Genomic DNA, 11,513 nt, shown 5'->3' with positions numbered 1-11,513 from the left:
ACACCTCCGGCGGATCCGCCGGAGGTGTCGCCGGTCAGCGAATAGGTCACCGCCGGTCCGTTGACGTCGGTCGAGGCCGCGGTGACGCCAACGGTTGAGCCGTTGGCCGCACCCTCGGCGACCGTGTTGGCCGCSGCRTTGCCGTCGGTCGGCGTCGAGGGCGCCACGTCGGTGACGGCGATGGTGAAGGACTGCGAACTGGTGAGGGTGCCGTCGCTGGCTTGCGCGGTGACGGTATAGGCGTGGCCCGCCGCGGTCTCATAGTCGATCTTGCTGGCATCGGCGACGGTGACCACGCCGGTCGCGGCGTTGATGGCGAAGCCTCCGCCGGAGGTGTCGCCGGTCAGCGAATAGGTCACCGTGCCGCCATTGACGTCGCTCGACGAGGACGTCACCCCNTAGTCGATCTTGCTGGCATCGGCGACGGTGACCACGCCGGTCGCGGCGTTGATGGCGAAGCCTCCGCCGGAGGTGTCGCCGGTCAGCGAATAGGTCACCGCCGGTCCGTTGACGTCGGTCGAGGCCGCGGTGACGCCAACGGTTGAGCCGTTGGCCGCACCCTCGGCAACCGTGTTGGCCGCGGCATTGCCGTCGGTCGGCGTCGAGGGCGCCACGTCGGTGACGGCGATGGTGAAGGACTGCGAACTGGTGAGGGTGCCGTCGCTGGCTTGCGCGGTGACGGTATAGGCGTGGCCCGCCGCGGTCTCRTAGTCGATCTTGCTGGCATCGGCGACGGTGACCACGCCGGTCGCGGCGTTGATGGCGAAGCCTCCGCCGGAGGTGTCGCCGGTCAGCGAATAGNGCGCGGTGACGGTATAGGCGTGGCCCGCCGCGGTCTCATAGTCGATCTTGCTGGCATCGGCGACGGTGACCACGCCGGTCGCGGCGTTGATGGCGAAGCCTCCGCCGGAGGTGTCGCCGGTCAGCGAATAGGTCACCGTGCCGCCATTGACGTCGCTCGACGAGGCCGTCACCCCGACCAGYGTGCCCACGGCCGCACCCTCGGCGACCGTGTTGGCCGCAGCGTTGCCGTCCGTCGGCTGCGACGGCGCAACGTCGCTCACCGCGATGGTGAAGGTCTGGGTGCTTATTTCACCGTGCCCATCGTTCGCCTGTACGGTGATCGTGTGGCTGGTCGCCGTCTCGTAGTTGAGCAGCGCGGCATTGGCGACCGTCACCACGCCAGAGGTGGCGTTGATCCCAAACCGGCCGCCGGCATTGTCGGTCAGGCTGTAGGTGACTGTGTCACCGTCAGCATCGGTTGCAATCGCCGTGATCCCGACCGTGGCGCCATTGGAAGCGCCTTCCGAGACACTACCGCCGACGGCTCCGTCGCTGTCAGTCGGCGTCGAGGGCGCGTGATTTGTTGTTCCTTGTTCGTTGAGAACTACAATCTGCTCAATACCGGTGATTTTGAGATCGAGCGTCTTGAAAGTGTAGCTCGAGCTATCGGCCTGGCCAGTTTGCGCGCTGATGTGTGCCGGAAGCCAAACGTTTTTGACGTAAGCGATCTCTGCCGCAATAGCCGTGTCGGTGAACTGAGCTGCGCTCAGCCAGATCTGCAGAGTGTCGACGTCGGGTGTGGACCCAGTCTTACCGAGTTGCACCGCGCCGTTTCCGCCATCGTAGGAATCATAGCCCGAAAAAGTGCTCCCGCCCAGCAGGGTTTGAATAGGCACGATCCCGTTGGTGATCTGGTCTGTTCCAGAATACAGCGTCCCACCTGTTACTGTCTGGGTGGAACTCGTGAATGTGCTGCCAAGGCGATACTGGTTTTCATAGGCCTTATAGATCAGCGTGTCCGACCCTGACCCGCCAAGAACAGTGTCAAAGCCGCTACCACCATTGAGGATATCATCGCCCGATCCGCCATTCAGACGATCGTCTCCAGCGCCTCCGGATAGTATGTCGGCTCCGCTGCCGCCAACCAGATTGTCGTTGCTGCTTGTGCCAACAGTCGAAGCCATTTTCATCCCCCTGGGGACGGACGCACTCGGCGCCCACCCTTTTGGCCGCACGTGACGGCCGACAACCCCATGCCGAAGCCTTTCATGGCATTCGGCGCTCAGTTAGGTGAGGTGGGAGTGACCTTGCACCAAGCCGCGACCCCTCGCTCCGGCCCGCGGCTGCCAGCATAAGCATGACTATCCACAGACAGGTGGTGGCTCAATGGTGACAGCTACTGCGGCTATGATCGCCGCTTTGCGTTCCTACCCCAGTAGCGCCATCACTCGTTGTTGCCGGTCGGGAGATGTTAACGCTACCCTAATATTAGGAGATTATTAACTTTGCAGATGCGCGCGTCAACGTGCAATCGAATGAAGGGTTAATGACAGTACTCGTACTTGTACGAGCATGCTTCTTAATTGCGCTTCGGGACCTGACCATCGGCCCTACGACAGAGACCGGACTTGATGCATCATCATGATTCGTCGGGAAATGCCCTTGAACGCCCGCTTCCGGCGCAACCAGGATCTCCAGTTTGACGGCCGCATGTCAGCATCGTGATGACGAGCGACGAGCAAAGAGGCACGTCCAATCAATCGTGCGCAAGGCGCAGAATCGCCCGGTCGGGCGCCTTGCGCAAGACCCGCTGACGGGACTTCACTACCATTGCAGTAACAGCTTGCGACGGGGCAAAAAATAGCCGGGGGCCTCTTACCCAAACGATAGCAGTCGGCAGGATGGTTGCCAGCTATCAAGCATCCCAAGAAAACGGAGCTCCTCCATGCCTCGCAAGACGCGCTCGTGCGCGAGACAAGGTATTCGGCACAATGGGCGCCCGTAAACAGGATGGTAAGGCGTGCTATTGGGACATAGTTCGCCCTGATCCGCTACTCTGGCTCAACCTGTCATAACGAACAACTCTGGTTCGCACGGTGGACAAAAGGACTTCTATCCTGAGCTGATGTCAACGACAGGCGCCTCCCCCAAGCGCAGATACGAGGCCTGCTTTTTCAGACCGACCAGATCGGTCGCTATCTCCTGATAGAGCCTACAGTCCGCGTGAACGACTGATCGATCAGGTCGTTCGAACGGCAAGCGCCCGACGATTTTTTTCAAATCATCAAGCACCGAAGCAATATGCGGCCAGGGGAAGTCTGTTGGATCGTCGATGTCGCGATCCGCGCCAGCGATGATTTCGAGCTTGGCGACGATGCCAAGAAGCGACCGCGCTTGTATGTGGGGGAGTTTGTCCTGAGCTTTAGAGCCGCAGTTGTGGCCTCTACCTCCGCTTGGCAAGCGATTGAATAACCGACCTTCTCATCTATCCCTTCTGGGTCTGCAGCGTCGAGAACGCGCCTCTCTAGGCGCTGCTGAAGTCGGCAGAGGACGTGCGAAACGTGCTCTGCCCGCAACCAGCCTCGCATCAGCAGAATTGCTGGGTCTGTATCCTCCAGATGTCCAGGCTCACTTGCGGTCTGCCGATCGCGGCGACTGGTCGTGACGGAAGGCAAAGTCGTGCTATTGTCGGAATCAGCCATGATCCGAGCTCCTAACAGCTTGGGGCGTGGCAAGGCTGCTGAGGGTGGTCGTAACACCATCAGCAGCCGCAGTAAGCGACTCCCATAATCGTATCAGGGTTACGATATCTCAAGTGACGATGCAGATCAACGCAAATCGTATCGACGTTACGAAATGAACGTCATCCAGTGCAAGATGGCGCGCGTTGCCCTTGGGTGGGGGACGAGAGACTTGGCTCGAAATGCCGGGGTCTCACCTGATACGGTTGCCCGCTTTGAGCGGGGAGAACAACTAAAGGGGACGACCGTTTCTGCACTACGGAACACATTCGAAGCAGCGGGAATAGAGTTCATCCCAGAGAACGGCGGCGGGCCGGGTGTTCGTCTGTCTCGCAATCAGAGCTAACGCTCTGTTCGCCATGCAACGGGATCTCCGACCCATCGGTTGATATCGGATTCACGCCAGCCCGCCCCGTTGACACTGATCTTGATCTGCGCAGGGAACGTGCCTTCGGCAATCTTGCGATAGATGGTCGAGCGGGACAGGCCGGTCCTGGCAAGGACTGTTTTGAGGCGTATGATACGATCCGGCTCGGGCATAGCTTGCCTGCTTCTCAGTGGTCGTTGCTGGTATCTACTGGGACAGACAGGACGGACCGAATGCTGGACGCAATCAGGTTTGTCGCTTCAGCCGGCTGCGGCGTGAAAACGGCGGCAAATCGGAGGGGTGTCAGAGCCCAAGGCCCCGCCCCTTACCGATGCCATGGCTGAATGCCAGTTCCGCACCGAGGCGCCGGCCGGAGTCGATGTTGATACCAAGCTCACGCTTGCGGTTCGCAAGGAGGGATTCAAGCTGCGGATCGCGTTCAAGGCTCCTGGCCATATCGGACATGGCTGAGCGCGTTGACTTATAGCCGGCCATGTCGCCGGCCTGATATTGCTCCCGTCCCGTCCGGTCGAGCTTTTGCCAGCGTTCGACGAAACGGTCGGCGCGGCGGCCCGGATCGATGTCCATCCCGGTGCGGATTTCCGTTTCAAGCTGGAGAGCAAGCACGATGCGGCTGACGCGGCCGGCGCCCGCCTCGCGGACAAGTCCGGGATTTTTCACATAAGCCGCTTCGGCATCGCGCCAGCCATGCGGCCGAACCTTCTCGAAAGCGTTGCGCGCATCTCTCAATTCGCGCATGTGCTCGGGACTGCCCTGTCCGTCCGAATTTCCAGTACTGAGGATTGCGTCGATAGCGCGCGCGTGACGCACGAGCGCCTGGGTGCGGGCTCGGCGCATTTCTGCTTCTGGGTTCCCCAGCACATGCGTGTCGCGCTGCGCTCCCCCAGCAAAAGCTTCTCTTCCAGGCGCGGCGCCAACATCTCCGATCTGCACCCCAACATCTTCCCTTCCCGGCCCGCGCCCACCTTCCTGGCCGGGCTCGCCGTCTCCGGGCGAGCGCAACCCGTCCAGCAGTCCGCCAATCCTGTCGCGCAGCTTGTCTGGAACGATCCGACGCACAATCTCGACCACACGCTGTCGGAAGGTGATGCCGCGCCGCTCGGCATAGTGTTGCGCCGGGTCGATCTGCTCGTAATCCGACGCCATGTCCTTGGCGCGGTCCCGTGACAGCGTACGGTCCAGCCGCTCCCGCGTACTGAAGTCGTCGCCACCATAATGCATTTCCATCCCATCTCGATGCCGCGACAGTGCGACGTAGCTGCCATGCGCATCCATGCCCGGCGTGGCGAGCACATGGGTGCGGTCAACCGTCATGCCCTGAGCTTTGTGAATGGTCGCGGCATAGCCGTGGTCGATGTGCGCGTAGTCCTTCAGCTCGAACCGCACTGCCCTGTCGCCATCGGTGCGCACGGTCATGCTCTGTGCGCTGACTTCTTCCACGATGCCAAGCGTGCCGTTCTTGACGCCGAGCCCGCGCTCGTTGCGCAGGAACATCACCCGGTCGCCGCTGGCGAAGGCGCTTGTACCTCGTTCCACATTCACGTGAACCTCGTCGCCGAGATCGCCGGCAGCGCGCATGCGCTCGCGCGCCGCCTGGTTCAGGGCACGCACCTCGTCGTTTGTGTGGGTGAGGATGATCCGGCTTGCCTCTGGATGTGCCTGCCTGTCGCGATCCCAGCGCTCGACGAGTTCACCTCGCGCCTCATTGCGCGTTGCAGCCTGATGCACCATGCCTTGCGTGTCGTAGGCGCTGATCGCAGCTCCGATCCTGCCGGATGCCAGATCGCGCGTCGCATCGCGCTGCCAGTCCTCGCGCTGCCGGCGCACCTGGCCGATTTCAACGCCGCCGTGTCGCTCGTGGATAGAGCGGAATGCAGCGCCGGCTTCGATCGCCTGCAACTGCTGCGGATCGCCGACCAGCACTACCTTCGCGCCAACGTCCGCCGCATGGGAAAGCACGCGCTCCAACTGGCGCGTGCCGACCATGCCGGCCTCGTCGATCACTAGGACATCGCGCGCGTTGAGCAGATCCCTGCCCTGTCCCCAGCTATGCTCCATGCTGGCGATGGTGCGTGACGAGATGCCCGATCCGCCTTCCAGATTCTCGGCGGCAATGCCGGAGAGTGCCGCGCCTCTAACCTCGTAGCCCGCCGCTGCCCATGCCTGGCGCGCAACGCCCAGCATGGCGCTCTTGCCCGTTCCGGCAAAGCCGACAACGACACCAAGACCGCGGCCGTCGGTGATGTGCGCAAGCGCATCGGTCTGCTCGTCTGACAGGTCAAGCCCGCGTTGCGCAGCCCGCGCCAGTGCTGCCTCGCGATGTGCCTCACTCACCGCGTGGCGGTCGTCCAAATCGATACGCTCCGCCGCGCGGTGAAGGCGCTGTTCGGTGTCGATCATCTGCCTTGTGGTGAAGCGATCTTCGCCGCGCCTGTCCTTGCCGAGCTCGACCAGATCGGGTGCGTTGCCGATGGCTCCCACAACATCGTTGAACTGCTCCATCCCATCGCTGTGGCGATGCGCAAACTTCGCAATGTCTTTTCGGGTGAAGGTCGATTGCTGATGCGTGATGGCATCGAGCGCCACGGAGGGATCAGCAATGATGCGCGCGCCATTGTTGCGCGCAATCTCGCGGTGCAGTTCGGCGCGATCTGCTTCGATGTCGCCAGCGGCAAGGCCGCTGCCCTCAATGCGTTGCGCCGGCGCACCAATCTGGGTCTGCGGCTCGAGCGCAATGCCCTGCGCTTCCAGACTGCGATGATCGATGCGGGCGTCGATATCGAGTTCGGCCAGGCGCTCATTGGCCAACTCCGCCCATCGCTCGCGCCATCGCTCGACCAGCTGGGTAGCGTTCCAGTCTCGAACCTTGGCGCCAAAACCATTCTCGTCGACGGACCGCATGGTGAGCATGACATGAGCATGCGGCTTGGGACTGCCATCTTCTGCCCTGTCCCAATGGACATTGAGATCGGCGACCATGCCCTTGCTGACAAACTCAGCCTGCACGAAGTCGCGCGCCAGTTCGATGCCTTGCGCCTGGCTGAGTTCACGCGGCAGGGCAAACTCGACCTCGCGGGCAAGCTGGGCATCCTTGCGTGCCTCGAACGCCTCGACATCATTCCACAGCCTCTCGCGGTCGCTCCAGGCTTCGGGTGCATTCGCAGGCAACATCACCTCGGAATGGACGACGCCGCGCTTGGCTGAAAAGTCATGGCTTCGATCAATGCGCTCGTCACGCAACCGCGACGCCGAGCGGTAGGCGGCCGACGCGACAGCGCTTGAGCCTGCCTTGCGGCCAATGATCTTGACGTGAAGATGATAGATCGCCATCGCGACCGGATCATTTGCACGGCAAAGCGTACGTCGGCACGACGTATAAGCGCGCCCTCCCTCGAAAAATTCTCGGGATGGACCAGCCCGTCCCGGGCTGTCTCGGCAACCCTGAAGCCTTCCGGCAAGCTCTCACCTATCATCGCTGCATCGACAATCAATGGAGACAGCTATGCGTAAACCACGGGACTTCGACGCCGAACTGAAGGCGCTGGAAGACAAAGCGCGAGAGCTCAAAACGCGAAAGGTGCAGCAACTTGGCGAACTGGTGATCGCTACCGGCGCCGATCAACTCAGCACCGATGAACTTGCCGGCGCGCTGGTCGCACTCGCCGAAACGAAAGACGCGGCAAAGCGTGAGGCATGGGCCAAGCGTGGGGTGATGTTTTTCGAGAGCCGGCCCCGGCGAACTCCTTCGGCATCTCAGCGCAACCCGCGCGGCGCTCCAGCGCAACCGGGCAGCGCGCAATCGCCGGCAGGCGGCACAGGCTCGCAATGACATGCGCACCTGGCAGGTCGAGCGTCGCAAGCGCACCCGACATCTGATCGAACTTGGCGGTCTTGTCTTGAAGGCAGGCATCGTTGAACTGACCAATGACGATCGCGCCACCATATACGGCGCGCTGATCTGGATCGCCGCCAAGCTGCAGAGCGATGAAGGTGAGCATGCGCAAGCCCTTTCGGCCGCGAAGGGAAACCAGGCGTTCGATGCGGAACGGCTTGATGAGACCGGCGAACAAGCGGTGATCGGCGAGCGGCGGTGATGCAATGCTCCACCTGCTTACACCGAGCCAACAACCGTTCAGTGCGAAAATTGGGCATTCACACTGACAGCGGGTTCAACGCATGTGATCTGGCGCCGACGAGACAGCGCACCCTTCACTGGCTTTTGGTGCCGACAGGTGGCAGAGAGAGTGTTCTGCGGTCCTTCACACGTTCGCGAAGCTTGCCAGGCGCTCGGTGGTCGTCAGACTTGCCAATCCATTCGGAAAAACGCGAAAATTGTGTTCGACGGGCACGAACTCGACCCTACCTCGTCAATCGCGAACCAGAAAGAGTTTGAGCCAGTATCGGTCATCTGCCCCAATCGGAAAGTCGAGAATCTGGCCCTACGGGTTATCGAATGGAAACACAGCATCGGTGGCAGGAAAATCCATCTCGGCGGGGAGGCTGGAGTAGTGCTTGGGTCAATAGCGGCCAGCGTGACAGCACCGCATTTCGAGTTTTCGGCATACGCTTATGCGCCCTTCTTTCAAGAGATGGCTGACGCCAATCTGCTGGAATTCGATGATCTGAACGACGTCGACTACCTGCGGGTGCTGGAGCATATCCGCGATACCCTTGGGGACTACTTTCGGGCGCGGCAGGCGGAGCGTTCTGGCGGACTGATTCAGGACCTGAAGGATGCTGGGGTCTATCCATACGAAGGTGAACCGAAATCAGACGTCGAGATCCGCGAACGGCAGGTGTTCGACATCGCCACTCACGCGGTGTCGTCCTATTCGCGCGACTTCAAGCGGGCCGATGATCCGCTGAAGAAGATCACATTGGGGTTGCTGCGTGAGGCGGTACGGCACAATCCGGAGGCCATCCACCATATTCTGCATCATGTTTTCAATCTGCCGAAGAATCGGCAGGATGAGTTTTCCAACCTCCTCTATCGGACGAACCTCGGCAACATCATCTCAGCTTCGACTCTGATCTCCGATCGGATCGTCGCGCTTGAGGTCCTGAAAGGAATGGTGTTTAGCCTCAAGCATCGTACATCGATCAAGGAGCGTGGCGAATTGGACGTTCTGGTCCAGAGCAACACGTGGATGTTCGGCGAGAATTTTCACATCACGCTTCCGGAAGCCGGATGACCTGCCACGGGTAATTTCCTCCATCTGAGATTAGAGTCCGGGCCTTGATTGAAGGACGGACTGATGAAGAGAAAGCGATTTACGGAAGAGCAGATCATCGCGGTTCTGCGTGAGCACGAGGCGGGAGCGAAGACGGGCGATCTGGCCCGCAAGCACGGGATCTCCGAGGCGACGCTGTATAACTGGAAGGCGAAGTATGGCGGGATGGATGTGTCCGACGCCAAACGGCTGAAAGCCTTGGAAGACGAGAACGCGAAGCTGAAGAAGTTGCTCGCCGACCAGATGCTCGAAGCCTCGGCACTGCGCGAGCTTCTGTCAAAAAAATGGTAGGGCCCGCCGCCAAGCGCGAAGCCGTCGCGCATCTGCAGGCCGTCATGGGCCTATCGGAGCGTCGGGCCTGTTCCTTCGTCTGCGCCGATCGCAAGATGATCCGCTACCAGTCTCGCCGACCGCCAGAGACGGAGCTGCGTGGTCGGCTGCGTGACCTCGCCAACGAGCGCCGACGCTTCGGCTACCGGCGGCTGTTCATCCTGCTCAGGCGCGAGGGCGAGGCATCTGGGGTCAACCGTATCTACCGTCTCTATCGCGAGGAAGGTCTGACGGTGCGCAAGCGCCGGGCAAGACGGCGAGCAGTCGGCACGCGGGCGCCGATCCTGGTCGAGGCAAAGCCGAATGCGCGCTGGTCGCTGGATTTCGTCCATGACCAGTTCGCCTGCGGCCGGCGCTTCCGTGTGCTCAACATCGTCGACGACGTGACACGCGAATGTCTGGCCGCGATTCCGGACACCTCGATCTCCGGCCGTCGGGTTGCTCGCGAGCTGACGGAACTGATCGCCCAGCGCGGCAAGCCCGGCATGATCGTCTCCGACCACGGCACCGAGTTCACCTCGAACGCCATCCTTGCATGGCCGAAGGATCACGGGATCGGATGGCACTACATCGCGCCGGGCAAGCCGATGCAGAACGGTTATGTCGAATCCTTCAACGGTCGCATGCGCGACGAGCTCTTGAATGAGAGCCTGTTCTTCGGCCTCGACCACGCCCGCAGCGCCATCGCCGAATGGCGGGAGGACTTCAACACCGCGAGGCCGCATTCCTCGCTCGGCTACCAGACCCCGGCGGCCTATGCCGAGGTCATCACCGCAACCGGCTCCGACGCTGTGCTGATGGAAGGCTCCACGTCTTCGCCGGTTGCTCAACCCGCGCCCCACGGCGTAACAGAAACGGTCGAGGCTCTAATCGCCGTTGGATGAAACTTCAGTGGCAGGTCACGCCATCAAAAGCGTCTTGCTGGACGGAGTAGTCCCAGCAGCGCGCCGGATCGGCCGAAAGGGTCAGCACTGCGCTGCACGCGCTCGCCAAAATCCACATTTTCATCAGATCACCCCACTTATCGCCCAAGGCGTCTGATACCAAACTCCATCGTGCGCGCTGCATCAAATGTGAAGCGAGCGGAAATTTCCAACAGCCTTTTGAACGAACAAATGCTATGTTATTGCTCGCTAATAATTCTAGAATAAAGCTCTACTACTTGCCCTGGGCACGCTTGATTGAGTTGATCGATGCCAGCGCACATATACTAAGGGAACGCGCGTCCTTGCGCCTCTGAAGCGCTCAGCCGAATTTGCCGATGTGCTCACCCCGGCCGTAGCCGGGCTGTCCATCGCTCCACCGCAGCGAGGTGATAGCTGTTCGACGTGAACGTCTTCGGCGTTTTCCGCGTGACCAACGCGGTGTTGCCGGCAATGCGACGCCAGGGAAAGGGCAGAATCGTCAATTTGAGTTCGGTACAGGGGTTCATCCCCGCTCCCTATTTCGCGCTTTACTCATCGACCAAACATGCCATCGAGGGCTATTCCGAATCGCTCGATCATGAATTGCGCCCGTTCGGCATTCGCGTTTCGCTGGTGGAGGCCGCCTATACCCGCACGTCATTCGAGGACAATCTCGCCGCCCCCGATCAGTTGCTTGATGTCTATGATTCCGCGCGCGCCGGCATGGCCATGGCCGTGCGCAAAGCAATGGCAAAAGGCGATACGCCCGAAGTGGTGGCCGAGACTGTTCTGGCCGCTGCGATCGATCCCGCACCGAAAAGACGCTATGCGGCGGGGAAAATGGCGCGCCAAGTCAGTTTCCTGCGCCGTTTCGTCCCCGCGTCCGCATTCGATAAAAGCCTGCGAAAACAGCTCGGGCTGTCGGTCTGACGATTTCGGCCGCGGGCAATTCAAAATGAAATCCTCATCCAAGACAACGGAGCCGGAACTGCCGATGCGACGAGTGGGGGGAAAGGCGGTAGCGCTCTATCGCAACCCACCCCCGAACGACGCCCCTTCACTGCATTGCAAAATAGGCAGTCGTTCTGCTATTTCAGTGGAAAACATCAGCGTAGGTGAACCGTCCTTCTCGCAG

Annotated in this window: 9 protein-coding genes and 2 pseudogenes; 7 read left to right on the top strand and 4 right to left on the bottom strand. The window is 61.0% G+C overall.

What is annotated here, in order from left to right; translation table 11 throughout:
• Positions 1 to 802 precede the first annotated feature (802 nt).
• A partial coding sequence (locus ASD99_RS35520; RefSeq protein WP_413813949.1) for a cadherin domain-containing protein occupies positions 803 to 1,967 on the bottom strand: 1,165 nt, incomplete at its 3' end.
• Between the two features lie 928 nt (positions 1,968 to 2,895).
• Positions 2,896 to 3,243: a hypothetical protein gene (locus ASD99_RS34920; protein ID WP_244497868.1), complete on the bottom strand. Its 348-nt coding sequence runs from the start codon at positions 3,241 to 3,243 to the stop codon at positions 2,896 to 2,898.
• Between the two features lie 396 nt (positions 3,244 to 3,639).
• On the opposite strand from ASD99_RS34920, the gene ASD99_RS34915 reads away from it, so the two are divergent.
• The gene (locus ASD99_RS34915; protein WP_244497867.1) at positions 3,640 to 3,870 is read left to right on the top strand and encodes a helix-turn-helix domain-containing protein; all 231 of its coding nucleotides are present in this window, start codon (positions 3,640 to 3,642) and stop codon (positions 3,868 to 3,870) included.
• Here the strand turns inward: ASD99_RS34915 and ASD99_RS22540 are convergent.
• A complete protein-coding gene (locus ASD99_RS22540; RefSeq protein WP_057144961.1) occupies positions 3,867 to 4,064 on the bottom strand; it encodes a helix-turn-helix transcriptional regulator in 198 nt (65 codons plus the stop codon). The genes ASD99_RS34915 and ASD99_RS22540 overlap by 4 nt on opposite strands.
• A gap of 130 nt (positions 4,065 to 4,194) precedes the next feature.
• Positions 4,195 to 7,242 (bottom strand): Ti-type conjugative transfer relaxase TraA, encoded by a 3,048-nt coding sequence (gene traA / locus ASD99_RS22535; RefSeq protein ID WP_057144960.1) that lies wholly within the window; start codon positions 7,240 to 7,242, stop codon positions 4,195 to 4,197.
• 172 nt (positions 7,243 to 7,414) lie between these two features.
• Here traA and ASD99_RS22530 point away from each other — a divergent pair, with 172 nt between their 5' ends.
• The 6 genes and pseudogenes from ASD99_RS22530 to ASD99_RS22500 form a co-directional block, all read left to right on the top strand.
• Positions 7,415 to 7,741, top strand: a complete 327-nt coding sequence (locus tag ASD99_RS22530) for a conjugal transfer protein TraD (RefSeq protein ID WP_057144959.1) — start codon at positions 7,415 to 7,417, stop codon at positions 7,739 to 7,741.
• 1 nt (position 7,742) lies between these two features.
• Positions 7,743 to 8,006, top strand: coding sequence for a conjugal transfer protein TraD (locus ASD99_RS22525; protein WP_057144958.1), 264 nt, complete (start codon positions 7,743 to 7,745; stop codon positions 8,004 to 8,006).
• A 138-nt stretch (positions 8,007 to 8,144) separates the two neighbouring features.
• Positions 8,145 to 9,104 (top strand): hypothetical protein, encoded by a 960-nt coding sequence (locus tag ASD99_RS22520; protein ID WP_200951030.1) that lies wholly within the window; start codon positions 8,145 to 8,147, stop codon positions 9,102 to 9,104.
• 63 nt (positions 9,105 to 9,167) lie between these two features.
• A pseudogene (locus ASD99_RS34910) lies at positions 9,168 to 9,320 on the top strand (transposase); the annotation flags it as partial.
• On the top strand, positions 9,287 to 10,357 hold the full coding sequence (locus ASD99_RS22510) for an IS3 family transposase (protein WP_244497872.1): 1,071 nt from the start codon (positions 9,287 to 9,289) through the stop codon (positions 10,355 to 10,357). The pseudogene ASD99_RS34910 and the gene ASD99_RS22510, both read left to right, overlap by 34 nt.
• Positions 10,358 to 10,792: 435 nt before the next feature.
• Positions 10,793 to 11,308, top strand: a pseudogene (locus ASD99_RS22500) (SDR family NAD(P)-dependent oxidoreductase); the annotation flags it as partial.
• Positions 11,309 to 11,513: the final 205 nt, after the last annotated feature.

Origin of the sequence: Mesorhizobium sp. Root695 (assembly GCF_001428185.1) — a bacterium.
Taxonomy (GTDB): Bacteria; Pseudomonadota; Alphaproteobacteria; order Rhizobiales; family Rhizobiaceae; genus Mesorhizobium.
The sequence above is the reverse complement of the archived record's forward strand: the minus strand, read 5'-3'. Positions and strand labels throughout refer to the sequence as shown.

Bases quoted from the DNA above. Each gene is read 5' to 3' on its own strand.
- ASD99_RS22525 (WP_057144958.1), top strand. From the start codon at position 7,743: ATGCGCACCTGGCAGGTCGAGCGTCGCAAGCGCACCCGACATCTGATC.
- ASD99_RS22540 (WP_057144961.1), bottom strand. From the start codon at position 4,064: ATGCCCGAGCCGGATCGTATCATACGCCTCAAAACAGTCCTTGCCAGG.
- traA (WP_057144960.1), bottom strand. From the start codon at position 7,242: ATGGCGATCTATCATCTTCACGTCAAGATCATTGGCCGCAAGGCAGGC.
- ASD99_RS22530 (WP_057144959.1), top strand. From the start codon at position 7,415: ATGCGTAAACCACGGGACTTCGACGCCGAACTGAAGGCGCTGGAAGAC.
- ASD99_RS34915 (WP_244497867.1), top strand. From the start codon at position 3,640: ATGAACGTCATCCAGTGCAAGATGGCGCGCGTTGCCCTTGGGTGGGGG.